Annotated in this window: 23 protein-coding genes; 11 read left to right on the plus strand and 12 right to left on the minus strand. The window is 57.9% G+C overall.

The features are described from left to right. Positions 1 to 12: 12 nt before the first annotated feature. A complete protein-coding gene (locus ABU178_RS01770; protein WP_397211386.1) occupies positions 13 to 1,599 on the plus strand; it encodes a sensor domain-containing diguanylate cyclase in 1,587 nt (528 codons plus the stop codon). A 48-nt stretch (positions 1,600 to 1,647) separates the two neighbouring features. Here ABU178_RS01770 and bcp read toward each other — a convergent pair whose 3' ends face one another. Both bcp and ABU178_RS01780 read right to left on the minus strand, forming a co-directional pair. Further along, positions 1,648 to 2,115: a thioredoxin-dependent thiol peroxidase gene (bcp, locus tag ABU178_RS01775; RefSeq protein WP_397211388.1), complete on the minus strand. Its 468-nt coding sequence runs from the start codon at positions 2,113 to 2,115 to the stop codon at positions 1,648 to 1,650. A 180-nt stretch (positions 2,116 to 2,295) separates the two neighbouring features. Then, a complete protein-coding gene (locus ABU178_RS01780) occupies positions 2,296 to 2,883 on the minus strand; it encodes a glycine cleavage system transcriptional repressor (RefSeq protein WP_397211390.1) in 588 nt (195 codons plus the stop codon). Between the two features lie 143 nt (positions 2,884 to 3,026). On the opposite strand from ABU178_RS01780, the gene dapA reads away from it, so the two are divergent. From dapA to ypfH, 6 genes are all read left to right on the plus strand, one after another. Further along, positions 3,027 to 3,905 carry a 4-hydroxy-tetrahydrodipicolinate synthase gene (gene dapA / locus ABU178_RS01785; RefSeq protein ID WP_397211392.1) on the plus strand — a complete coding sequence of 293 codons (879 nt, stop codon included), beginning with the start codon at positions 3,027 to 3,029 and terminating at the stop codon, positions 3,903 to 3,905. Between the two features lie 14 nt (positions 3,906 to 3,919). Further along, on the plus strand, positions 3,920 to 4,951 hold the full coding sequence (gene bamC / locus ABU178_RS01790; RefSeq protein WP_397211394.1) for an outer membrane protein assembly factor BamC: 1,032 nt from the start codon (positions 3,920 to 3,922) through the stop codon (positions 4,949 to 4,951). Between the two features lie 146 nt (positions 4,952 to 5,097). Further along, positions 5,098 to 5,811: a phosphoribosylaminoimidazolesuccinocarboxamide synthase gene (gene purC, locus ABU178_RS01795; protein WP_397211396.1), complete on the plus strand. Its 714-nt coding sequence runs from the start codon at positions 5,098 to 5,100 to the stop codon at positions 5,809 to 5,811. Positions 5,812 to 5,941: 130 nt separating this feature from the next. Continuing rightward, a complete protein-coding gene (ypfJ, locus tag ABU178_RS01800; RefSeq protein ID WP_397211398.1) occupies positions 5,942 to 6,805 on the plus strand; it encodes a KPN_02809 family neutral zinc metallopeptidase in 864 nt (287 codons plus the stop codon). After that, positions 6,805 to 8,796 (plus strand): tRNA(Met) cytidine acetyltransferase TmcA, encoded by a 1,992-nt coding sequence (locus ABU178_RS01805; protein ID WP_397211400.1) that lies wholly within the window; start codon positions 6,805 to 6,807, stop codon positions 8,794 to 8,796. Before ypfJ ends, ABU178_RS01805 begins: the two co-directional genes overlap by 1 nt. A gap of 73 nt (positions 8,797 to 8,869) precedes the next feature. Continuing rightward, positions 8,870 to 9,565, plus strand: coding sequence for an esterase (ypfH, locus tag ABU178_RS01810; RefSeq protein WP_397211402.1), 696 nt, complete (start codon positions 8,870 to 8,872; stop codon positions 9,563 to 9,565). A 42-nt stretch (positions 9,566 to 9,607) separates the two neighbouring features. Here ypfH and ABU178_RS01815 read toward each other — a convergent pair whose 3' ends face one another. The 3 genes from ABU178_RS01815 to ABU178_RS01825 are packed head-to-tail and all read right to left on the minus strand — an operon-like array spanning position 9,608 to position 11,317. After that, a complete protein-coding gene (locus tag ABU178_RS01815) occupies positions 9,608 to 9,796 on the minus strand; it encodes a YpfN family protein (RefSeq protein WP_397211404.1) in 189 nt (62 codons plus the stop codon). 23 nt (positions 9,797 to 9,819) lie between these two features. Beyond that, a complete protein-coding gene (gene dapE / locus ABU178_RS01820) occupies positions 9,820 to 10,947 on the minus strand; it encodes a succinyl-diaminopimelate desuccinylase (RefSeq protein WP_397211406.1) in 1,128 nt (375 codons plus the stop codon). A 1-nt stretch (position 10,948) separates the two neighbouring features. Next, a complete protein-coding gene (locus ABU178_RS01825; RefSeq protein ID WP_397211408.1) occupies positions 10,949 to 11,317 on the minus strand; it encodes an ArsC family reductase in 369 nt (122 codons plus the stop codon). Positions 11,318 to 11,713: 396 nt separating this feature from the next. On the opposite strand from ABU178_RS01825, the gene ypfM reads away from it, so the two are divergent. After that, positions 11,714 to 11,773 carry a protein YpfM gene (ypfM, locus tag ABU178_RS01830; RefSeq protein ID WP_397211574.1) on the plus strand — a complete coding sequence of 20 codons (60 nt, stop codon included), beginning with the start codon at positions 11,714 to 11,716 and terminating at the stop codon, positions 11,771 to 11,773. Between the two features lie 108 nt (positions 11,774 to 11,881). Here ypfM and acrD read toward each other — a convergent pair whose 3' ends face one another. From acrD to narQ, 3 genes are all read right to left on the minus strand, one after another. Then, a complete protein-coding gene (gene acrD / locus ABU178_RS01835; protein WP_397211410.1) occupies positions 11,882 to 14,995 on the minus strand; it encodes a multidrug efflux RND transporter permease AcrD in 3,114 nt (1,037 codons plus the stop codon). Between the two features lie 198 nt (positions 14,996 to 15,193). After that, positions 15,194 to 15,826 carry a response regulator gene (locus ABU178_RS01840; protein WP_397211412.1) on the minus strand — a complete coding sequence of 211 codons (633 nt, stop codon included), beginning with the start codon at positions 15,824 to 15,826 and terminating at the stop codon, positions 15,194 to 15,196. 72 nt (positions 15,827 to 15,898) lie between these two features. Then, the gene (gene narQ / locus ABU178_RS01845; protein ID WP_397211414.1) at positions 15,899 to 17,590 is read right to left on the minus strand and encodes a nitrate/nitrite two-component system sensor histidine kinase NarQ; all 1,692 of its coding nucleotides are present in this window, start codon (positions 17,588 to 17,590) and stop codon (positions 15,899 to 15,901) included. Between the two features lie 245 nt (positions 17,591 to 17,835). Between narQ and ABU178_RS01850 the strand changes: the two genes are divergently transcribed. The 3 genes from ABU178_RS01850 to nudK all read left to right on the plus strand — a co-directional run bounded on the left by ABU178_RS01850 (position 17,836) and on the right by nudK (position 20,562). Then, positions 17,836 to 18,108 (plus strand): YdgH/BhsA/McbA-like domain containing protein, encoded by a 273-nt coding sequence (locus ABU178_RS01850; RefSeq protein ID WP_397211416.1) that lies wholly within the window; start codon positions 17,836 to 17,838, stop codon positions 18,106 to 18,108. A 264-nt stretch (positions 18,109 to 18,372) separates the two neighbouring features. Next, on the plus strand, positions 18,373 to 19,869 hold the full coding sequence (gene ansP / locus ABU178_RS01855; protein ID WP_397211418.1) for an L-asparagine permease: 1,497 nt from the start codon (positions 18,373 to 18,375) through the stop codon (positions 19,867 to 19,869). A gap of 114 nt (positions 19,870 to 19,983) precedes the next feature. Continuing rightward, complete coding sequence (gene nudK / locus ABU178_RS01860; RefSeq protein ID WP_397211420.1) at positions 19,984 to 20,562, plus strand: GDP-mannose pyrophosphatase NudK; 579 nt, start codon at positions 19,984 to 19,986, stop codon at positions 20,560 to 20,562. Positions 20,563 to 20,606: 44 nt separating this feature from the next. On the opposite strand, the gene ABU178_RS01865 is transcribed toward nudK, so the two are convergent. Genes ABU178_RS01865 through ABU178_RS01880 form a run of 4 tightly spaced genes read right to left on the minus strand, consistent with a single transcriptional unit; the run spans position 20,607 to position 24,197 of the window. Beyond that, positions 20,607 to 21,566: a ribokinase gene (locus ABU178_RS01865; protein WP_397211422.1), complete on the minus strand. Its 960-nt coding sequence runs from the start codon at positions 21,564 to 21,566 to the stop codon at positions 20,607 to 20,609. Further along, complete coding sequence (gene alsK / locus ABU178_RS01870; RefSeq protein WP_397211424.1) at positions 21,563 to 22,459, minus strand: allose kinase; 897 nt, start codon at positions 22,457 to 22,459, stop codon at positions 21,563 to 21,565. The genes ABU178_RS01865 and alsK overlap by 4 nt, the downstream gene beginning before the upstream one ends. After that, entirely contained in the window at positions 22,456 to 23,148 is a 693-nt protein-coding gene (gene alsE / locus ABU178_RS01875; RefSeq protein WP_397211426.1) for a D-allulose 6-phosphate 3-epimerase, read from the minus strand. Before alsE ends, alsK begins: the two co-directional genes overlap by 4 nt. Beyond that, positions 23,148 to 24,197: an ABC transporter permease gene (locus tag ABU178_RS01880; protein WP_397211428.1), complete on the minus strand. Its 1,050-nt coding sequence runs from the start codon at positions 24,195 to 24,197 to the stop codon at positions 23,148 to 23,150. Before ABU178_RS01880 ends, alsE begins: the two co-directional genes overlap by 1 nt. Positions 24,198 to 24,199: the final 2 nt, after the last annotated feature.

Genomic DNA, 24,199 nt, shown 5'->3' on the forward strand with positions numbered 1-24,199 from the left:
GGCGTTTATGCCATGTTAAGGCTGTTACGCCCTAAAAATGACCTGCGCACGCTGATAGCTTTGTTAGCTATTACCAGTATCGCGATCACGCTTGTCAATGCTCTTTACGCCACCTGGCGCGTTCAGCGTATGGTCCTGATCGATAATACGCTGGAAGCCAACCGCGCCTATGCCACCAAGCTGGCCGCCACCACGGAACTGTTTTTTCAGCTGGCGCAGTCGCAGCTGCATTACAGCGCTACGCGGCTGGCAAACGATTTTGATAATGCTGAGCTGCGCCAGAATGAGGTTAACCGGCTGCGGGAGCAGACCGCCAGCTTTAACTCGGTGGCGATTGTCGATGCCAACGGCTACGTCAAAACCATCTCGCCGGAATCGCTGATGCTGCAGGGTATGCAGCTGACCAGCAGCGCGTCGCGCGAGGCGCTGGCCGAGCGCCAGCCGCTGGTGAGCGAGCCGGTTATCTCGGCGGCCAATAACCTGATGGTATTTATCTCCTGGCCTATCTGGTCTGCGGAGGGGCGCTATCGGGGCTATATCGGCGGCACGCTCTATCTGAGAAAAAAGAGCATCCTCAACGCGCTGCTGGGCCAGCAGTTCTATCGTGACGGCACCACGGTTTACGTGCTGGACCGCAATAATCAGGTGCTTTATCACCAGAATGGTCAGTGGATAGGGCGCACGCTGCCAGCGATAATCAGCGACCGTCAGCGCCAGGAATCGAGTAACGGCTCTCTGGAACTGAATCAACCCAACGAAAGCGATAAGCTGCTGGGCTACGCCATCGTCCCGACTACCGGCTGGATGGTGGTGGCGCTGAAACCGACCAAAACCACGCTGGAGCCGCTCACCGGCCTGTTAATGAAGGTGCTCCGTCACGCCGTTCCCTTTGCGCTGTTGACCCTGCTGGTAGCGATTATCCTGGCGCGACTGATTGCGCTGCCGCTGTGGCAGCTGGCGCGCAGGGCAAGCCAGATGGACAGTCCTGGGGTATCGAAGGAGATAGGGGTTATCCACGCCTGGTACTTCGAAGCGGCGCAGGTGAAGCGGGCGCTGCTCACCGGTATCGGACTGATGCAGGATAAAATCGGCCGTCTCAACTCGGAGGTGCAGACCGATCCGCTGACCCAGCTGCTCAACCGGCGCGGCCTGAGCGCGGTGCTGGACTATTATCAGGCGACGCAGCAGCCGTTCGCCGTGCTGGCGCTGGATATCGATCACTTCAAAAAGGTCAACGATAGCTGGGGGCACGATACGGGGGATACGGTGATCAAACAGGTGGCGCAGACGCTGCATCAGCGCGCGCGTCAGAGCGATGTGGTCTGCCGCAACGGCGGCGAGGAGTTCCTGATGCTGCTGCCCGATACCTCACGCGAAGAAGCGCAGGCGATTGCCGAACGTATTCGTCAGAACGTCGCCGACGTCACTATCCCGGTGGTGGGGCAGGTTACGATATCCATTGGCGTGGCGGCGTGGCAGGGAGACGGTCTTCCGCTGGAGCAGAGCCTGAAACAGGCGGATGCGGCGCTTTATCAGGCGAAACATGCAGGTCGCAACTGCGTGGTGATGGCGGGCGCGCCACAAGTCGCCGTGCCGTAACAGCTGGGAAGGGTGCGGTTTCCGGCTGGTCGCCGCACCCCGTCAGGCTCAGGCAGTGGTGACATACTCCAGCACGAGATCGTGATGGTTTGCCGTTTTAAAATCGTCGAACACCTTTTCCACTTTCCCGTTGGCGTCGATCAGAAAGCTGATGCGGTGAATGCCGTCATAGCTTTTACCCATAAAGGATTTCTGACCCCAGACGCCAAACTGCTCGCATACCTGATGATTTTCATCGGAAAGCAAGGTGAAGTTCAGTAGCTCTTTCTCCGCAAAACGGGAGAGTTTCTCCGGCTTATCGGTGCTGATGCCCAGCACTTCAACGCCCGCTTTTTTCAGCTCGTCCATGTTGTCACGCAAGCCGCAAGCCTGTACGGTGCAACCTGGCGTCATGGCCTTCGGATAGAAGTAAACCAGTACGCGCTGTCCCTGGAAGTCGGTCAAATTTACTTGTTCGCCATCCTGATCGGGCAAGCTAAATTTCGGTGCAAGATCACCGGCTTTCAGTGGATTCATCACAACTCTCCATTTTCTCATCATGCTTTGGGTAATACACCATCGGGCGGAAAAGCGCCAGATGGATAATCACCTTCAGGGGTATTTCACCACATAGCCCGGCGCGTTCGCACCGCTTATTGCTAAAGATATGTGGAGAAATAGCCCCGGCCGTTACGTCCCACAGGGAAGTCGCGCCGGTCAGCGCGCGTGGCTGAGGCTGGCCGTTGCCGCGCCTTCCGCATCCATCACGCTGTAGAGTTTGATAGTGCCCTGCGCATTGAGTTCTGTACATAGCGTATTGAACGCCTGTTCGATTAATAAACCTTCCGCGCTGGCCGGACTGTGCGCCGTGATCTGAATATAGAGCATGGGCGGCAGCGCCTCTTTTGCCGGCCTGATGCGGGAAACCAGCTCGGCGATATTCATCTCATGCTTATCGAACAGGTCGGTAAAACGCTCGATGATATGCGGCGAATCCGCGACTTCTACCTGTACAAACACCGTGGCGGGCATTGGCGGGCGCGCTTTGGCGTTGGTGCGCTTCATCACGATCAGCAGCTCCAGCTCGGCCCCTTTTAGCGGCAGGGTGGATTCGATCAGCGTGATAGCGTTCCAGCTGCCGGAAAGTAGCATAATAAAGGTGAACTCATCCCCCAGCATCGCCAGACGGCTGTCTTCGATGTTGCAACCGCAGCTGCTGACGTGACGGGTAATGGTGTTAACAATACCCGGACGGTCAACGCCGAGTGCGGTGATGACCAGATGATGAGGCTGTGATTGCGGCAAAGTGGCGTGTCCTGTGTATTCGCTAATAACTATAAGGTAAACATAAAAAAAACTGCTGACAAGCGTGGTTATGGTGTGGCTCGCTTGCTTTTCACCAGACGTAAAACGTACCATGAAGCACTTGTTTACCGAGGGGATCGCCAATGTTCACAGGAAGTATTGTTGCACTCGTTACGCCAATGGATGACCAAGGTAATGTTGACCGTGCGAGTCTGAAAAAACTGATTGATTACCATGTCGCCAGCGGCACCGCGGCGATTGTTTCTGTGGGCACCACCGGGGAATCCGCCACCCTGAGCCATGATGAGCATGGCGACGTCGTCATGATGACCCTGGAACTGGCTGACGGCCGTATCCCGGTGATCGCCGGAACCGGCGCGAACGCCACGGCGGAAGGGATCTCCCTCACCAAACGTTTCGAACATTCGGGCGTCGTCGGCTGTCTTACCGTCACGCCTTACTACAACCGCCCCACGCAGGAAGGGCTGTATCAGCACTTCAAAGCGATTGCCGAAAGCACCCATCTGCCGCAAATGCTCTATAACGTTCCCTCGCGTACCGGCTGCGACATGTTGCCGGAGACCGTGGCGCGCCTGTCCGAAATCAAAAATATTATCGGAATCAAAGAGGCGACCGGGAACTTATCGCGCGTGAGTCAGATCCAAGAGCTGGTTGATGATGAGTTCATCCTGGTGAGCGGCGATGACGGCACCGCGCTGGACTTTATGCAACTGGGCGGTAAAGGCGTGATTTCCGTAACGGCGAACATCGCCGCGCGTGAAATGGTTGAACTCTGCGCGCTGGCGCAGCAGGGCGATTTTGCCCAGGCTCGCCGCCTGAATCAGCGTCTGATGCATCTGCACCAGACGCTTTTCTGTGAACCCAATCCTATCCCGGTTAAATGGGCCGCGAAACAGCTAGGATTAATCGCGAACGACACGCTGCGCCTGCCGATGACGCCGCTCACTGAAGCCGCGCGTCCAAAAATGGAACAGGCGCTGGTCAAAGCGGGTCTGCGATAATTAAGGGAGTTTTAATGACTTACTCAGTAAAGAAGTCAACGGTAGTGAAGGTGGTGGGCTTATCCACCATTATGCTGCTGGCGGCATGCTCGAACGATCAGCGTTACAAACGTCAGGTCAGCGGTGATGAATCTTACCTGCAGGCCAGCGAACTGCAGGAACTGAAAGCGCCGGCGGGCAGCATACTGCCGTTGCAGAACGGCGATTACGATGTGCCGCGCGTACGCGCAGCGGGGCAGGTTGGCAAGCAGCTGGATATTCGTCCGCCTGCCCAGCCGCTGGCGCTGCTGAACGGCGCGCATACCCAGTTCACCGGCAATAGTGGCGTACTGATGATTGACAGCAGCCGCGGCTCGATCTGGCCGCAGGTGACCAACGTGGTTCAGTCTTATAAGTTCCCGATTGCGCAGCGTGATGATGCCGGTCAGCAGCTGACCACCGATTGGGTGCAGTGGAACCGTGCGGATGAAGATAATCAGTACCGTGGACGCTATCAGATCAGCGTGCAGTCGCAAAACTATCAGCAGGCGCTGACGGTGCGTCTGCTGGAGCTGCAGCAGGAAGGCAAGCCGGTCACCTCGCCGGTGCAGATCCAGCGTTATACCGCGCAGATGCTGAACGACATCAGTACCGGTTTGGATAAGATCGATACCGCCAGTCAGGATGCCGCCGTAGGTCGCGCCAGTTCGCTGATTGATGTACAGAGCGGCGCTGACGATACCGGACTGCCGTTGCTGATTCTGCGCGCCCCGTTTAACGTGGCCTGGCAGCGTTTGCCTGCGGCACTGAAACGCGTGGGCATGGAAGTGACCGACAGCAACCGCTCGCAGGGCAGCCTGAACGTCACTTACAAAGCACCGGGCGACAGTGCCTGGGATGAAATCGGCGCCAAAGATCCGCAGTTACCGAATGGCGATTATAAGCTGCAGGTCGGCGATCTCGATAACCGCAGCAGCCTGCAGTTTATCGATCCCAAGGGGCACGTGCTGACCCAGTCGCAGAACGATGCGCTGGTAGCGGTGCTGCAGGGCGCGCTGAGTAAATAAAAAAAATTGCCTCAGGCCGGAGATTCTCCGGCCTTTTTTTTAAGAATTTGGCATAATAGCGCGCGGCGAGGTAAACGATTGCGTCACGCCGTTGCCGCAGCGGCGCAGGGCCGTTGAATAGTTCTTTCATGTTTGGAGTTAACAAGATGCAAAAGCGAGCTGAGTTGTATCGCGGTAAAGCGAAAACCGTATACAGCACCGACAATCCGGATCTGCTGGTACTCGAATTCCGCAACGATACGTCAGCAGGAGACGGGGCACGAATCGAGCAGTTTGACCGCAAAGGCATGGTAAACAACAAGTTTAACCACTTTATCATGACCAAACTGCAGGAAGCGGGCATTCCGACCCAGATGGAGGCGCTGCTCTCTGATAACGAAGCGCTGGTGAAAAAGCTGGAGATGGTGCCGGTTGAGTGCGTGGTGCGCAACCGTGCGGCTGGCTCGCTGGTGAAGCGTCTGGGCGTGGAAGAGGGGATGATCCTCAATCCACCGCTGTTCGATCTGTTCCTGAAAGACGACGCCAAACATGATCCCATGGTTAACGAATCCTACTGCGAAACCTTCGGCTGGGTGAGCAAAGAGAATTTGGCGCGTATGCGTGAGCTGACCTACAAAGCGAACGACGTGCTGAGCAAGCTGTTTGATGACGCTGGTTTGATTCTGGTGGATTTCAAGCTGGAATTTGGCCTGTTCAACGGCGAAGTGGTGCTGGGCGATGAGTTTTCGCCGGACGGCGCGCGTCTCTGGGACAAAGAGACGCTCGACAAAATGGACAAAGATCGCTTCCGCCAGAGCCTGGGCGGCGTGATTGAAGCGTACGAAGCGGTTGCGCAGCGTCTGGGCGTGAAGCTCGACTGATTGCCACTCTGCCCGCGTCATTTTATAAGGAGAGCTGAGGCTCTCCTTTTTTCATTCTCTTTTCGTGCTGGTGCTTAGCCTGCCGCACAACTAAAATCATCAGATTGCAGATAAAGAGAAGGAGCGCCAGATGCGTTGGCAAGGACGTCGCGAAAGCGACAATGTGGAAGATCGCCGTGGCCAGAGTTCCGGTATGGGCGGTGGTGGCGGACGTTTCCCGCTTCCGCGTGGCAAAGGCGGCATTATTTTGCTCGTCATCGTCGCCATTGCGGGCTATTACGGCTACGATCTCACGCCATTACTGACCGGCGGCGGCACCCCGGCACCCTCTTCACAACCGCGCAGCATCAGCCCGCAGGATGACGAAGCAGCCAAATTTACCTCGGTGATCCTCGCCACCACGGAAGATACCTGGGGCAATATATTCAAGCAGATGAACAAAACTTATCAGCCGCCGAAACTGGTGATGTATCGCGGCGCGACCCGTACCGGCTGCGGGACCGGTCAGTCGGTGATGGGGCCGTTTTACTGTCCCACTGACCAGACGGTTTATATCGATCTCTCGTTCTATGATGAAATGAAAACCAAGCTCGGCGCGGACGGCGATTTTGCCCAGGGCTACGTAGTGGCGCATGAAGTGGGCCACCACGTGCAGAAACTGCTCGGCATTGAACCCAAGGTGCGCCAGATGCAGCAGGGCGCCAGCCAGGCGCAGGTTAACCAGCTGTCAGTGAAAATGGAGCTGCAGGCGGACTGCTTCGCCGGCGTCTGGGGACATTACATGGAGCAGCAAAACATTCTGGAAGCGGGCGATCTGCAGGAGGCGCTGAATGCGGCTCAGGCGATCGGCGACGACAAGCTGCAACAGCAGAGTCAGGGCCGCGTGGTGCCGGACAGCTTTACCCACGGCACGTCGCAGCAGCGCTATAGCTGGTTCAAGCGCGGCTATGACGGCGGCGATCCCGGCCAGTGTAATACTTTCGCCAGCAACTGATGGATGTGCCTGAGGTCAGCCGCGCCATGCAGCGCGCGGGCTTACGTCGGCTTTGCGTCATCAGCGGCGAGTCGGCGTGGTGTCTGACCCAGGCGGAAGCCTGGCGCGCACGCCTCAGCGGCGACTGGATCACGGTAAGCGACGACGCCTCGCTGTTCTCCTCGCCGCACTGCGCTCCCTCCGCGCTGCGCAATCTGCTGGGACAAGAATTCCGTCACGCTATTTTTGATGCTCGCTCAGCTTTTCACGCCGAAGCCTTTGCGGCGCTGGCCGGTACGCTCTGTGCCGGCAGCTGGCTGCTGCTGCTGTTGCCCAAATGGGAACGCTGGCCACAGCAGATTGATAATGACAGTCTGCGCTGGGCGGACGTAGCGCAGGCGATCGCCACGCCTCGTTTTGTATATCATCTGCAAACCACTTTGCTTGCCGACGCGCAGGTCGTGTTGCAGCGTCAACATCAGCCGCTGCGCGCCGCGGCTTTACCCGATCTCCCGGAATGGCGCTGCGAGGCGCCGCAACAGCAGCAGGCGATTCTGCAACAGCTGTTGGCGATGAATCAGGGCGTGGCGGTGATCACTGCCGCCCGTGGCCGGGGCAAATCGGCGCTGGCGGGCATGCTGGCTAAACAGCAGGGCCGCTGTCTGGTGACTGCGCCGGCAAAGGTCTCCACCGCCGTGCTCGCCGCCTTCGCCGGAGAAGCGTTCCGCTTTATGGCGCCGGATGGGATTCTCGCCTGCAAAGAAACTCTGCCGTTTGACTGGCTGATTGTGGATGAGGCGGCCGCTATTCCTGCGCCGCTGCTGCAACAGCTGGTGGCGCGTTTCCCGCGCGTGCTGCTAACCACCACGGTGCAGGGGTATGAAGGCACCGGTCGCGGCTTTATGCTGAAGTTCTGCGCCAGCTTAGCCAGAGTCCGTACTTTTACGCTGGATGAACCGCTACGCTGGTCGCGCCGGGATCCGCTGGAAGCCCTGGTTAATCAGGCACTGCTGTTTGAGGACGCGACATTGCCACCCGCCGCCAGCGGCAGGGAGATTGCCCGTCGCGAGCAGCAGGCGTGGCTATCGCAACCTGAATCGCTGGCGGCGGCATATCGCCTGCTGGCGAGCGCGCACTATCGCACCTCGCCTCTGGATCTGCGGCGCATGATGGATGCGCCCGGCATGCATTTCTGGCTGGCAGGGCAAGCGCCCGGATTGTGCGGCGCCCTGTGGCTGGTAGAAGAGGGAAGATTGCCTGGGGCACTGGCGCAGGCGGTATGGGCCGGTACGCGGCGTCCGCGCGGCAATCTGGTCGCGCAGTCGCTGGCGGCGCATGCGGGCTTTCCTTCGGCGGCGACGCTGCGGTCGCGACGCATCAGCCGTATTGCGGTAGCGGCGGAACAGCGCCGACAGGGCGTGGGGCAAGCGCTGGTGGCGGCGGCCATCGCCTCGACGCAGGGCTGCGACTATTTTTCGGTCAGCTTTGGCTATACTGAAACGCTTTGGGCCTTCTGGCGCGCCTGTGGCTTTTCTCTGGTGCGCATTGGTAACCAGCGCGAAGCGAGCAGCGGCTGTTATACCGCCATGGCGATGCGCGCGCTGAGTCCGGCAGGCGAAGCGCTATTGCAGCTCGCCGCGCACCGGCTGGCGCGCGACTGGCCTTTACTGCGACACCAGGTTGATTTGGAACTCTCTTTTCCGCAGGCCGAGGATCAAACCTTCAACAGTGACGACTGGCTGGAAGCAGCAGGGTTTGCCTGGGCGCAGCGCCCATTTGAGGTCAGCTATGCGGCTTTGTCTCGTCTGCTGGCACGCAGCCCGCAGCCTTTGAGCGCGCTGGCGGCGCGCATTGTTCAAAAACAAACGGCGAGCGAGGTCGCGGCGCGTTTTGCTCTGAGCGGGCGCAAGGCGCTCATCGGCCTGCTGCGGCAAGAAGCGGCGCAGGCGCTGACGGCGCTCGACGCCGGACGGGCAGAATCGTTGCAAAAACAGATCGCTACGTTGCAATAAATCCACGGTGTCATTCAAATTTTCCCGCTATCTCTGCTTGTTGTCGGGCGTATAGTGAATGCAGGAGGCTATTATGATTTCTCAACACGTTATTGTTCAGCAGCCCACTACCGCCGCACAGCTTTTCCTGCTTTACCACGGCGTGGGCGATAATCCTGACTCCATGGGCGAAATTGGCAGCTGGTTCGCGCGCGCTTTTCCTGAGGCGCTGGTGATCTCTGTCGGCGCGCCGCAGCCGAGCGGTCCGTCGCCGGGACGCCAGTGGTTTGCCGAATCGGAAACGCATGACATGACGCCGCAACAGCGCGTGGATGCGGTGATGCCCGGCTTTGTCGAGTCGGTGCGCCACTGGCAGCAACAGAGCGGAGTGAAGCCGGACGCCACGGCGCTGGTGGGATTTTCGCAGGGCAGCACCATGGTGCTGGAAGGAATAAAAGCGCATCCCGATCTGGCGGGTCGTGTGGTGGCCTTCAGCGGTCGCTATATGACGCTGCCGGAGCAGGCGACGACGCTCACCACCATTCATCTGATTCACGGCGAGTATGACGAGAAAGTACCGTTACATTATGCCGAGGAGGCCGCGCGTCGGCTCCTGGCGTTGGGTGGCGACGTGACGCTCGATATCGTTGAGGATCTGCCGCACGCCATTGACGATCGCAGCATGAAGCTGGCGCTCGATCACCTGCGTTATACGGTTCCGCGTCGCTATTTTGATGAGGCGCTGAGCGGCTCTAAGCCGGGCGATGATGATGTGGTCATGATGATGTGAGAAATTCTCCCTCGCGATAGCGAGGGAGAATTTCGGCGAAGGCTATTTTTTCTTTGGCCAGTCGTCGTCATCGTCCCACTTATCGTTGAAGTCACGATGCGGCGGCAGATCCGGTTTGTTATCCATATATTTTTTATGATCGATGCGCTTCAGATCTTTATAAACATTCATCAGCACGCCAACCATCAGCACGATCACGATGATCCACCAGTACTCTTTTAACCATTCCATCTGCCTGCTCCTTAAGTGCGTTCTCAGGCGATCAGCTGTTCCATGATGCGCTGGTACATACGGCTCAGCATCTGCAAATCGGAAGCCTTTACGCACTCGTTAATTTTGTGAATCGTGGCGTTAACCGGACCCAGCTCCACTACCTGCGCACCCATCCGCGCAATAAAGCGGCCATCTGAAGTGCCGCCGGTGGTTAACAGCTGGGGCTTAATTTCATTATAGTGCGCAACGGCATTCACCACGGCATCCACCAGCTTGCCGCGCGTAGTCAGGAAAGGCTGGCCGGAGAGTTTCCATTCGATGGTATAACGTAATTCATGGCGATGAAGCAGCGCCTCCACGCGTTCACGGATCATGAGATCGGTCAGCTCGGTGCTGAAGCGGAAGTTAAACTGCACGAAAAATTCGCCGGGGATCACATTATTGCTGCCGGTACCCGCCTGTACATTGGCGATCTGCATACTGGTGGGTGGGAAAAACTCATTGCCGTGGTCCCACTCGGTAGTCACCAGCTCATTGAGCGCCAGCAGGGAGCGATGCACCGGATTGTCTGCCAGATGCGGGTACGCCACATGGCCCTGCACGCCATGAATCGTCAGGTTGGCAGTAATGGAGCCGCGACGACCGTTCTTCACCACGTCGCCTACCACTTCGGTGCTGGACGGCTCGCCCACCAGGCAGTAATCCAGACGCTCATTGCGCGCCATCAGGCGTTCCACCACCTTCACCGTACCGTTGGCGGCGCTCGCCTCTTCATCTGAGGTAATAAGAAACGCCAGACGACCTTTATGATGGGGATTAGCGGCAACAAAACGCTCTGCGGCAACCACCATCGCCGCCAGCGATCCTTTCATATCCGCCGCGCCGCGGCCAAACAGCATGCCGTCACGGATGGTTGGCTCAAACGGCGGATTAATCCAGCGGTTGACGTCGCCAGCAGGCACCACATCAGTGTGCCCGGCAAATGCCAGCGTTTCGCCCTGACCGCGCGTGGCCCAGAAGTTCTGCGTGTCGCCAATGTGCATCGGCTCAACCTGAAAACCAATCGCCTCCAGACGGGCAATCAACAGCGCCTGACATCCGGCATCATCGGGGCTGAGTGAAGGGCGACGAATAAGCTGCTGCGTCAGCTCAATGACCGGACAGAACATGTTATGACTTCTCCTGGATAAAAGCGTGATAAGAGGTTTCGCTGAAACCCAGCAGCATAGAGCCGTCCGGCGCGCAGAGCAATGGACGTTTGATCATCGACGGCTGTGCCAGCATAACCTGTTTCGCGCTGGCGGCGTCATTGACGGTATCGCGCGCTTCCTGCGGCAGCTTGCGCCAGGTGGTGCCGCGCGTATTCAGCAGATCCTGCCAGCCCAGCTGGTCGATAAAGCCTTGCAGCAGCACATCCGTGACGCCATTACTGCGGTAATCGTGGAAACGATAATCGATCCCGGCAGCCTCTAAATAACGACGCGCTTTTTTAATCGTGTCGCAATTCTTTATCCCGTACATCACCCATTCTGCTGTCATCATAAATTCCTTTAATCAATACGAAGTCATTAATTTATTGTAATCCTAACACAGAGCGCTTTGCCGGGGAAAATAACCTGCCGCTGCGTTTCTTTATATTTATCAATAAATAATTGCCAGCGCGTTAATAACCGTCGCGTCCGTGGAAAGCGTTTTCATTAACAATGGATATTGTTACTTGCCTTATCATCAGCGGCCTGAGGATATTCCTGGTGGGGTAAAATGGGTAAATCGCTGTTTTGCTGGCGTGGCGCGGGATTGCTGAAGTGTGCGTCAGTACGCAAATCTGAAAAGCATAAGGTTTTTGACGCCGCTGCCGATAGTGTTAACAGGTGAAAACGTATTCACCCGGATAAAAAAACACGTAGTATAGGCAGCACAATAAGAGAGGACAGTATGATTGACGTTGAAATGGGAAACTGGAAAGAATTTATTGAAGCGATGTTACGCAAGTAATTCGTGAAGATAAAAGCAGGGCAATTCCCAACTTGCTGTAATTCTGACCGCACACAACAATAAGGCAGCCATTTTTAATGGCTGCCTTTATTTATGGGGCGCGAAAAATCAGTCGGGCGGCATTTCCCGCAGGGGAAAACGACGGCGTACCAGCACAAAGAACAGCGGCACAAAAAAGATCGCCAGGATGGTGGCGGAGATCATCCCACCCATGACCCCGGTTCCCACCGCATGCTGGCTGCCGGAACCTGCGCCAGCGCTGATCGCCATCGGCAGCACGCCAAAAATAAAGGCCAGCGACGTCATGATAATCGGACGCAAACGCTGACGTGAAGCTTCCAGCGTGGCGGTAATCAGCTCGCCGCCTTTGCTGTTGATCTCGTTAGCAAATTCCACAATCAGAATGGCGTTTTTCGCCGAGAGACCGATTACCGTGAGCAGGCCCACCTGGAAATAAACATCGTTCTCCAGCCCACGCAGCCAGGTGGCAACCAGCGCGCCCACTACGCCCAACGGCACCACCAGCATCACCGAAAAGGGAATCGACCAGCTCTCATAGAGTGCGGCCAGACAGAGGAACACCACCAGCAGGGAGACCGCGTAGAGCGCAGGCGCCTGCGAGCCGGAGAGCCGTTCCTGATAAGAGGCGCCGGTCCACTGAAAGCCGACGCCGAGCGGCAGCTGACCCACCAGCTTTTCCATCGCCGTCATCGCTGTTCCGCTGCTGACGCCCGGGGCCGCTTCGCCGACAATCTCCAGCGATGAGTAGCCGTTATAGCGCTCCAGACGCGGCGAGCCGGTTTCCCAGCGGCTGGTCGCGAAGGCGGAGAAGGGCACCATGCCGCCGCTGCTGTTGCGTACGTACCATCTGTTGATATCGTCCGGCAACATGCGGTACTCCGGCGCCGCCTGCACATAGACTTTCTTCACGCGGCCACGATCGAGGAAATCGTTAACGTAGGTGGAACCCCAGGCGGTGGTCAGGGTGTCGTTAATGGTATCGATGGAAACCCCCAGCGCCTGCGCCTTGCGCTGATCAACGTCGATTTGCAGCTGCGGGCTGTCATCGAGGCCGTTGTGACGCACGCGCGTCAGCGCCGGATCGCTGTCCGCCATCCCCAGCAGCAGGTTGCGCATCGCCATCAGCTGGCTATGACCAATGCCGCCATGATCCTGCAGCTCAAGGTCGAAGCCGGATGAGCTGCCCATGCCGGTAATCGCTGGCGGGCTGCTGGCAATCACGCGCCCCTCTTTGATGTTGCGGAACGCTTTAGTGGCGCGTTCGATAATGGCAAAGGAGGTGCGATCGGCGCCCGGACGCTGTTCCCAGTCTTTCAGGCGCACAAACAGGCGCGCCACGTTTTGCCCGTTGCCCCCAGGCCCGGCGCCGATGGTGGAGAACACCGACAGCACGTTATCCGGCTCTTTGGTCAGGTAATAATTTTCTACCTTCTCCACCACGTTGGCGGTTTGCTGTAGCGTAGAGCCGGGCGGCAGCTGGACCTGAGTCAGGAACACGCCACGATCCTCCAGCGGCAGAAAAGAGGTGGGCAGGCGCAGGAAGAGAAACGCCATCAGGCCGATAATGGCCAGATAGAGCAGCAGCCAGCGCCCGGTTTTCACCAGTATGCGCGCCACGCCGCGCTCATAGCGTTCGGCATTGCGGTTAAAGTGGCGGTTAAACCAGCCGAAAAAGCCGCGCCGCTCATGATGCGTAGCGTCCAGCGGCTTCAGCAGCGTGGCGCACAGCGCAGGCGTCAGAATCATTGCCACCAGCACCGAAAGCACCATAGCGGAGACGATGGTGATGGAGAACTGGCGATAAATCGCCCCCACGGTGCCGCCAAAAAACGCCATCGGCACAAAAACCGCCGAGAGCACCAGCGCAATGCCCACCAGCGCGCCCTGAATCTGTCCCATCGATTTTCGCGTGGCGGCGCGCGGCGATAGTCCCTCTTCGCTCATGATGCGCTCAACGTTTTCCACCACCACAATGGCGTCATCCACCAGCAGACCAATGGCTAACACCATGGCGAACATGGTCAGGGTATTGATGCTGAAACCGCAGGCGTAGAGCACCGCGAAGGTGCCGAGCAGCACCACCGGCACCGCAATAGTGGGGATCAGAGTAGCGCGGAAGTTTTGCAGGAACAGGTACATCACTAAAAACACCAGCAGAATCGCTTCCAGCAGGGTTTTCACCACGTCCTGAATCGAGGCCTTCACGAAGGGCGTGGTTTCATAGGCGATTTTTGCCTCAAGCCCGTGCGGAAAATAGTGCGACAGCTCTTCAATGCGGGCGCGCACCAGCTTATCGGTGTTCATCTCGTTTGCGCCGGAGGCGAGCTTGATGCCGAGCCCGGAGGCAGGTTGCCCGTTATAGCGGCTGAGGTAATCATACTTTTCGGCCCCTAACGCCACCTCGGCCACATCTCCCAGGGTCACCACCGAGCCATCCGGATTGGTTTTCAGGGTGATGGCTTTGAACTGCTCTGGCGTCTGCAACATCGACTGGGCGTTCACAGTGGCGTTCAGCGCCTGCTTATCCACCGAGGGAAGGCCACCCACCTGGCCGACCGCCACCTGACTGTTTTGCGATTCGATGGCGCTTACCACGTCGTCAGTGGTGAGCGCATAGGCGATCAGCTTGTTGGGATCGAGCCAGATGCGCATGGCATATTGCGAGCCGTACGCATCCACCTGGCCGACGCCATCGATTCGACTCAGGGGATCCTGAATGTTACTGGCGACATAGTCGGAAATATCTTGCTTATCCATGCTGCCGTCAGTGGAGACAAAAGCGACCATCAGAATATTGCTGTCACCGGTTTTATTCACCGTCACGCCCTGGGATTGCACCGCCTGCGGCAGCTTGCGCAGCGCGCTCTGCAACTGATTTTGCACCTGCTGGCGCGCCTCATCGGGGTCGGTCCCGGCGATAAAGGTCAGGGTAATCTGCGCCTGGCCGGTATTGCTGCTGTTAGAGGACATATACATCAGGTTATCGATGCCGGTCATATTCTGCTCGATAACCTGGGTCACGGTATTTTCCAGCGTCTCTGCCGACGCGCCGGGATAGTTTGCCGTGATGCGCACGTTCGGCGGCGCAAGGTCCGGGTATTGTTCAATGGGAAGAGAAATAATGGAAAGCGTGCCGCAAAGACAAAGCAAAATCGCCAGTACCCAGGCAAAGATAGGACGGTCGATAAAAAATTTCGACATCGAAACGACACTCCTCAGCAGCGTATTGTTATTTTCAGAGCGTGCCGGGAAAGTGTTCCCGGTCACGCTGGCGGAGGATAATATTCCCGGTAGTCGACAGCATTCCGCCGTAGTTTACTCTACGCGGGAGAAATTAGAGAATCGTGGAGAAATTATGGAGAAAGTGTAAACGTCCTGTTTTTTCTAGCTGTTCATCCCTCAGCTGTTGCGACTTTCCAGCCACATTACCGTTGCTGCCACGCGGGAACGCACATCCAGCTTGCGCAGCAGGTTGCGAATATGCACTTTTACCGTCTCCTCGGAGATATGCAACTCGCTGGCGACCTCTTTATTCGACAGGCCGCGCGCCACTTCTTGCAGCACGTCCATTTCGCGTTCGGTCAGCAGACGAAAGGGATTGGCGCTGTGCTGGCGGGTAGCAAGATAATCATGCACCACCTCGCTGAAAACCTTTTCACCCGCTGCGCCCTGTAAAATTTGCGACAGCAGCAGCTCCGGCTCATTGTCTTTCAGCAGATAGCCATCGGCCCCGGCATCCACCAGAGCATAGATATCGCTGCGCGCATCGGAAACGGTAAGGATCAGAATGCGCGCGGCGATACCCTCATTGCGCAGCGCTTTCAGCGTATCCAGGCCCGACATGCCTTTCATATTCAGATCCAGCAGGATCACCTCTGGCGACAGTCGGCGTGCTTCCGCCAGCGCTTCGGTGCCGTTATTCGCTTCGGCGACGATCTCAATGCGCGGCTCCAGCGCCAGAAGCTGACGAATGCCGCGCCGCATCAGCGGGTGGTCATCGACGATCATCAGAGTGATTTTGTGCTGCTCCATCTGTTAACTCCCGGTAAAAAAGGCGAAACGTCGCCTGAAATGAGTATGTTTGCTGCTGGCGGTTTTGTCGCGCTATTCCAGCTGATGTGCCGGGCGCGGCGGAAAGCGCAGCAGAATCTGCGTTCCCTGTGCCTGCTGCTGTATAACCAGCGTGCCGGCCAGCCTGGCAGCACGCTCATTCATGATATTCAGGCCGTAGTGGCCGGATGGCTCTTCTGCAGAGGCGATGCCGACGCCGTCATCATCAATGCTCAGCAAATGATCCCCCTGCGCGCTGCGCTGATAAATCACGCGGATAGCCTGCGCCCCGGCATGGCGAATGGCATTCAGCACGGCTTCGCGCGCGATTTGCAGCACATGCACCTGCTGCCGCGCATCCAGACTCTGTAAGCCCGGCTGGTAGCTGAATTGAATCGATGCGGAGGTCTGTTCCTGCAGCGAGGCGATCATCGCCTGCATCGCCGCCACCAGATCCGCCTGCTCAATCGACAGACGAAAGGTAGCCAGCAGCTCGCGCAGCTGGCGATAAGCATCTGCCAGCGCGCGATCAAAATCGGCAATGATCGTCTGCGCCGCCAGGTTCTGCTTATCTACCGTACGCCGCAGTAAGGTCAGCTGAATACGCAGGAACGACAGGGACTGCGCCAGCGAATCGTGCAGCTCGCGGGCAATGGTGGCGCGCTCTTCAATCAACAGCATCTGCTGATACTGTTTTTGCGTCTGCCAGATCCACAGCGTTCGGCCCAGCATATTAGCGAGGCTTGGCATCAAAGGCGCCGGTAAGTTGGGCTGGCGCGTTTGCCAGCGCAGCTCGCCGGTCTGCTGCTCGTCCTGCAACAGCGGCAGGCTGTGCCAGGGCAGGCTTTCATCAACCTTTCCGGCGCTAAAACAGATCTCATCGCCGCAATCCAGCGCAATCGCCTCCAGGCGTTCGCGCTGCAGCAGCAGCGACAGAACATGCTGGAAAACCGCCGGGCCGGGCGTGTTGACGGCGAGCGCCTGTGAGGCGTCATAAAGCAGCGAAAGCGTGCGGTTCACTTCGGTTAAATCTTCGGTTTTTTCCTGCACCCGGCTTTCCAGCAGCTGATATTGCGCCTGCAATCGCGTCGCCATGCCGTTAAAAGCCGCCGCCAGCACCCCCAGTTCATTATCCAGCCTGACGCTCAGCGTCGGAAAGGCGAAGTTGCCCTGTTCTACATAACGACTGGCGGTGACCAGCGCATTCAGCGGCACCACTACCTGACGACGCGTAAAGCGAATTGTCCAGAGGGCGAGCACGACGATGGCGACCAATCCCACCAGGCTGCTCGCCGCCGCCAGATGCATCTTCAGTTCCGCATAGCGTTGCAGACCAAGCACGAAACGATCGATTTCGCCGACGTAATTAGCGACCTGCTGCTGGTAAACCTGGCTATCGCCGTGATTCAACTCGTCCCGCAGGTCGGGCCAGGCAGCAAGCAGATGATGATAGCGATTGCTCACCTCTTTCGGCACCCAAAGATGATTGAGATGTTGCAGGGCAGGGGCGTTCAGCGTTTGCTGATAGTCCTGAAGATGCTGGCTTAACAGCGAAGGTTGGCTGGTGGCATCCCAGGCCAGGCGATAACTCTGCATCCGCAGCGAACCCGCGACGTTAACCGCTTCCGCATCGCGCAGGCTGCCGGAAAGGGTCAGCAGCGCCAGACCGGTGGTCAGCAACGACAGCAGGACGATGCAGAGCAGGGCGCGGGCAATACTGATGGTAACGGAACGTTTTGCAATCACAATAAAAACCCTGTTTTGTGTCGGGGAATTATAGGCAAGAATGGCGTCTGAACCAATGATACGCAGCGGCAAATACATATATTGGCTTACAGGCTGCACGCAAAATAACCTGAACTGACACTTCCCAGGTTTTCACAACATAAAGTGGTTAAAGATTGAGCGTCTTTACCCTGGCAGCACGTTGGCTTTCATTGCAAGGCTAATAATCAGGACTCTTACCAATGTCCTTATTAAAGGAGCATCCAATGAAAAAGCTGACTGCTGTTCTGGCCGGTGCCCTGTTAGTCACCGCTTCATCTGCTGCATTTGCCGCCATGCCTGTTGATCATGAACAAGCGCAGGGAATGCAGAGTATAGGTAACGTTTCCGTCTCTAACGTCACAGGCTCAATGGATGACGCCACCCGCCAGCTTTCCCAGAAAGCGGCCGATATGGGAGCCAGCCACTATCGCGTTATCGGCGTTGAAAATCCCGGCGATTCCAGCAAGTGGACAGGCACCGCAGAGATCTATCGCTAACCCCCGATTCAATGCTTTCCATCCCTGTAGCTTTTGCCGGCCAACCCTGTTGACCGGCTTTTTTTATGCGCTCTTACAAATCATCTTGTGCAGCAAAGCGGTATATTTTGCTTCGTTCACGCAGAACAGGTAGGATTCACCGCCGTAATTTTCCTCATCCGATCTACTACAACTCTCAGGCTGAGGCGTTTTACTCCATTTCGCACGGTGGCACGCAATCGTTTGGTTCTGCCGTGATTGATGGTCAGGACAAACAGGAAAACTATGAAATCAATTAAGAAATCCCCGGCCGAAATGCGTGCTGCAAAAAGACGCTGGCTAAACTCCCATGACAGCGGCTACAACAAAGCGATGGGCAACCGACAGGTACAGATGATCGCCATCGGCGGCGCTATCGGTACCGGTCTGTTTCTGGGCGCTGGCGCACGTTTGCAGGCGGCCGGACCTGCGCTGGCGCTGGTCTATCTGGTGTGTGGCATCTTCTCGTTCTTTATTCTGCGTGCGCTGGGTGAGCTGGTATTGCACCGTCCCTCCAGCGGCAGTTTCGTCTCCTATGCCCGTGAATTTCTTGGCGAAAAGGCTTCTTACGTCGCTGGCTGGATGTATTTCGTCAACTGGGCGATGACCGGTATCGTCGATATCACCGCGGTAGCGCTCTATATGCACTACTGGGGGGCGTTTGGCGACGTTCCGCAGTGGGTATTCGCTCTGGCGGCGCTGGCTATCGTCGGCACCATGAACATGATCGGTGTGAAGTGGTTTGCCGAGATGGAGTTCTGGTTCGCGCTGATCAAGGTATTGGCGATCGTGGTATTCCTGATCGTCGGCGTGGTGTTTTTGGGCAGCGGCAAGCCGCTGGACGGCAACGCCACCGGCTTCCATTTGATCACCGATAACGGCGGCCTGTTCCCGCACGGCCTGCTGCCGGCGCTGGTGCTGGTGCAGGGGGTCGTGTTCGCCTTCGCCTCGATTGAGCTGGTCGGCACCGCCGCAGGGGAGTGTAAAGATCCCAAAACCATGCTGCCGAAGGCGATTAACAGCGTTATCTGGCGTATCGGCCTGTTCTACGTCGGCTCCGTGGTCCTGCTGGTGATGCTGCTGCCGTGGAATGCTTACCAGGCGGGAGAAAGCCCGTTCGTGACCTTCTTTTCAAAACTGGGCGTGCCTTATGTCGGCAGCATGATGAATATCGTGGTGCTGAGCGCGGCGCTCTCCAGCCTTAATTCGGGCCTCTATTCCACCGGACGTATTCTGCGCTCTATGTCGATGGGCGGTTCCGCACCGGCGTTCATGTCAAAAATGAGCAGTCACAAGGTGCCCTGGGCGGGTATTCTGGTGACTATCGGCGTCTACGTGATTGGCGTGGTGCTGAACTATTATGTGCCGTCGCAGGTGTTTGAGATTGTGCTGAACATCGCCTCCCTGGGCATTATCTCTTCCTGGGGCTTTATCGTGGTATGCCAGATGCGCCTGCGCAAGGCGATCAAAGAAGGAAAGGCGGAAGATGTCAGCTTCAAGCTGCCGGGCGCGCCTTTTACTTCCTGGCTGACGCTGCTGTTCCTGGCCAGCGTGCTGGTGCTGATGGCGTTTGATTACCCGAACGGCACCTGGACCATCGCCTCTATTCCGCTGATCGCCGTGGTGCTGGTGCTGGGCTGGTTTGGCGTGCGCAAGCGCGTCCATGCCATCGCGCAAACCGAGCACGATCATCTGCACAGCGATACGGATGAGGAGCTCAAGCCGCAACAGCAGGCGGAGTGATCGATTCCCGCTGAAATTAACAAGCCAGCCGCGTGCTGGCTTTTTAATTCGGATAGTTTTCCTGCACGCTTCAGCCTATTATCACAGGCTCCCTCAAATCGCAGCGGAGCCTTCATGTCCCTAAAAATCAATCTCATCAAAGAGAAGTTGCTGTCAGAGAACTGGTTTGTTCTGCGCAACTACACCTACGAACTCACCAACAAAAGCGGCGAAACGCTGCTTCACAAGCGCGAAGTTTACGATCGCGGCAACGGCGCCACGATTCTGCTCTATAACCGTGAAAAAAACAGTGTGGTGCTGACGCGCCAGTTTCGTATCGCCACCTGGGTTAACGGCAACGAGAGCGGTATGCTGATTGAGGCCTGTGCCGGTCTGCTGGATGATGACTCGCCGGAAGATTGCATCCGCAAAGAGGCGATAGAGGAGACCGGCTACGCCGTGGGCGCCGTGGAAAAACTGTATGAAGCCTATATGTCGCCGGGCGGCGTCACCGAGCTGATTCACTTTTTTGCCGCAGAATATAATGAATCCCTGCGCGATAACGCCGGCGGCGGCGTCGATGATGAAGCTATCGACGTGCTGGAGATGCCTTTTACCGAAGCGCTGGCGATGGTCAAAGATGGCCGCATCCGCGACGGTAAAACCATTATGCTGCTACAACATGCGCAGCTGGCGGGCTGGCTGAAAGCCTGACCAAATGACCGACGCGCAGCGAACCCGCCACGCGTCGCTGCTTCTCACACCCATTCGGCCAGCGGCTGTGGCGCCAGATCGGCAAAGGCCTTGAGACGCGCCAGCCCATCGGCGTATGAGGGCATGGAGTGCGCCGCCCCGGCGTGCTCCACGCAGACGGAGGCGTAGGCCGAGGCGAACAGCGCCGCCTGCGGCAGCGTTTCTCCCGCTGCCAGACGTGCCGCCAGCGCGCCGTTAAAGGCATCCCCTGCGCCCGTGGTGTCCTGCGGCTGTGCCGGGAACAGCGGGATGTGCAGCTGCTGCGTCTCCGTCGACAGCAGCGCGCCCGCCATACCCAGGGTAATAATCACCTGACGCGCCCCTTTGCGATGCAGCGCCTCGGCCGCGCGCTGGGCGCTGCTGATATCAGTGACCGTCACGCCGGTGAGCAGCATCGCTTCCGTGCTGTTGGGCGTCAGCAGATCCACTTTCGCCAGCAGCGCATCGCTGATTTTCTGCCAGGGCGCAGGATTCAGAATCACCAGGGTGTTCGCCGCGCGCGCGTTATCGATCATGCGCTGAATGGCGCTAAGATTGTTTTCCAGCTGCAACAGCAGAATATCGGCGGCAGCGACCGTGGGCTGACAGCGTGCCACTTCGGCGGCGCTTACCGTGAGATTGGCGCCGGGGTAAACCGAAATCATGTTCTCCGCGTCGTTGCCGGCGACATAGATCAGCGCGTTGCCGGTGGGTTTCTCTTTGCAGGTAAACAGGGTTATAGCGTCAAACCCGGTCTTTTCCAGATGCCGCCGGGCAAAGGTGCCGAAATCGTCGTTGCCTACTTTCCCGATGTAGTGCACCCTGGCGCCGGCACGCAGCGCGGCGGTCGCCTGATTCGCGCCTTTGCCGCCGGGTCCCATCATGCTGTGCTGGGCGATAAGCGACTCGCCAGGCAGCGGAAAGCGCGTCATTCCTGCAACCACATCCAGGTTGAACGAGCCAAACACACAGACTTTGCCTTTCATGATTCGCTCCTGAATAACCGTTCGGCGGCGAGGCAGGCGCCACGGCAGCCGGTGTGGTCAGTGGCGTGGCTGAAAATAATCTTCAGTCCGTCGCGCGTCGCGGGAGGACGCAAATGCTGCTGAATAGCGCTGCGCAGAGCGGCGAGGGGGAAATCCGCCATCGCCAATACGCCGCCGCCAAGGATCAAATACTCCGGGTCGAGGATGTTCATCTCACAGCTGATCAGCTGCGCCAGCCGCTGAATAAATGCCTGTAGCTCAGGGTGCGCGCCATGCAGGCTAAAAAGCTGCGACAGCGGCGTGGTTGGCGCCTGCTGCTGCGCCCAGCGGCTCAGCCAGTGGCCGGAGGTCACGGTCTCCGCACAGCCGACGTTGCCGCACGGGCAGGGCAGCGCATTGCCGAATAGCGGGATATGTCCCAACTCGCCCGCGCCGCCATGTTGACCATGATAAAAGCGGCCATCGATCCACAAACTGTTGCCCATGCCGGTGCCGGGATAAAGCCCCACCGCGTACTGCGGCAGGCGTTCAAGCTGGAGCAGATCCCAGAGCATCAGATGGTTTACGTCTTTGTCCATCGCCACCGGCACGCCGAGCCGTTCGGCCAGCAGCGCCGCCACCGGCTGATGATCCAGCGCCTGGATAAAGGGCAGCGAAATCACCTGCTGCCGGTCGCGGCTGAGAATGCCCGGCAGGCCGAGCATAACGCCGCTGACCTGCTGCTGCTCCAGGGTCCCGGCAATCAGGGCGCTCAGCGCCGCCAGCGCATTGGGCTGTTGCGCCCAGCTGGCGGTGGCGACCTTGCGAAAACCGGACCACTCTCCGCCATCCTCCATTAATTGCAGACGCGTGCTGGTGCCGCCAATGTCGATACCGAGCCAGCTTCTCTTCATGCCGACTCCCGTTGTAAGCCCTGCGCCGCGTCAATACTCTCGCGCATCATCGTCCAGGCGGTAGCCAGATCCTCATGTACGTTAAACAGGCCGGAGGTGCCGACAATCAACACCTCCGCCCCGGCGTTCAGCAACTGACTATAGGTACGCTGGTTGCAGGAGCCGTCGATCTCAATCAGGTAGCGATGGCCGTGCGCCTGTTTCAGCGCCTTCAGCTCAACGATTTTTTGCACCATTTCCGGAATAAACGGCTGGCCCGCGTAGCCGGGATCCACCGTCATCACGGTGATTTTGTCCAGCAGATGGATGTAGTGATGGATAAATGAAACCGGGGTAGCCGGGTTCAGCACGATGCCCACCTTTTTCCCCAGGCTGCGGATCTGATTAATCACGCGGAAGGCGTCGCGATTAATGGTTTCCGCGTGCGGGCAGATGTAATCCGCCCCGGCGTTGGCGACCGCCTCGATAAAATGGGTCGGCTCCTCCACCATCAAATGGACATCAATCGCCAGCTCGGTATGAGGTCTGATCTGCTCAATAAAGAAAGGCGACAGGGTAATGTTTTTCACGTAGTGACCATCCATGATGTCAACGTGAAGGAAGTCTGCGCGGGAGTTCAGCACGGCCAGCTGCTGTTTGATCTCCATCAGATTCATGCACATCAGCGAAGGGGAGATTTGAGTACGCATTACACTTCCTTTTTTTCAGTCAGAGGGTTAAGCGCCGCGCTCAGCCTGCTGAGCTTTACTGCGCGACGATCGTTGAAGCGGGCTTTGCCCTGTTTGAATGCCAGCACCACAATCAGCACCGCGCCCCACATGGCGAGACTGATGTGCTGGCTGATGTTCATCAGATTGAAACCGGTCGAGAGGATCTGCAGCGCGATCAGCGCCAGCACCACGCCGGTAACGCGGCCAAAGCCGCCGTTGGGATCGGTGCCGCCCAGAATGATCGCCAGTACGGTTAACAGCAGGTAGGCGTCACCATAGCCCATGCGCGCCGAGTTGAAGCGGGCCATCATGATAAGTCCGGCCAGTACGCAGAGCAGGCTGGAGATGACGTAAACCAGAATCACCATGCGATGGGTGTTCACGCCGCTGAACCAGGTGGCGTTGATGTTGCTGCCGCCCATGTAAATACATTTACCGGCGCGGGTTTTACCGAGGAACAGCGCCAGCAGCGCAGCGGCAATCAGAAACACCCAAAGCGGCAGCGGAATGCCGAGCAGGGTATTGGCCCCCAGCGCCTGCACCACCGCAGGCATGCCGCTTACCGCCGCGCCTTTGGTCAGCCAGATACCCAGACCATTGATGGTCATCATGGTGGCGAGTGTGACCAGAATCGGGTGCGCGCCGATACGCGTCACCATCACGCCGGTTATCAGCCCGATCGCGGCGGCAATCGCCATCGCTCCCAGCAGCGCCAGCGCCAGCCACAACAGCTGCTGGCCGGTGCCCGCGCCCACAGGCAACGCATGCAACAGCACCCAGGCGATAAACAGGCTGGTGAGATTGGCGGTGGAGATAATCGCCAGGTTAAGCCCGCCGCTGAGGATGGCGATAAACATCGCCAGCGTTAGCAGACCCAGCTCCGGCAGCTGAAACGCCATGCTCATAAAAGTGGAGTCGGTGAGAAAGCGTCCCGGCAGCAGCAGGGTAAACAGCGCCAGCGCCAGCGCGATCAGCAGCATCAGACCGATATTGGTGCCGTCAGGTTTCAGCGCAGATAGAGATTTCATCG

The sequence above is a fragment of the Pantoea osteomyelitidis genome (assembly GCF_044342975.1).
Classification (GTDB): domain Bacteria; phylum Pseudomonadota; class Gammaproteobacteria; order Enterobacterales; family Enterobacteriaceae; genus Pantoea; species Pantoea osteomyelitidis.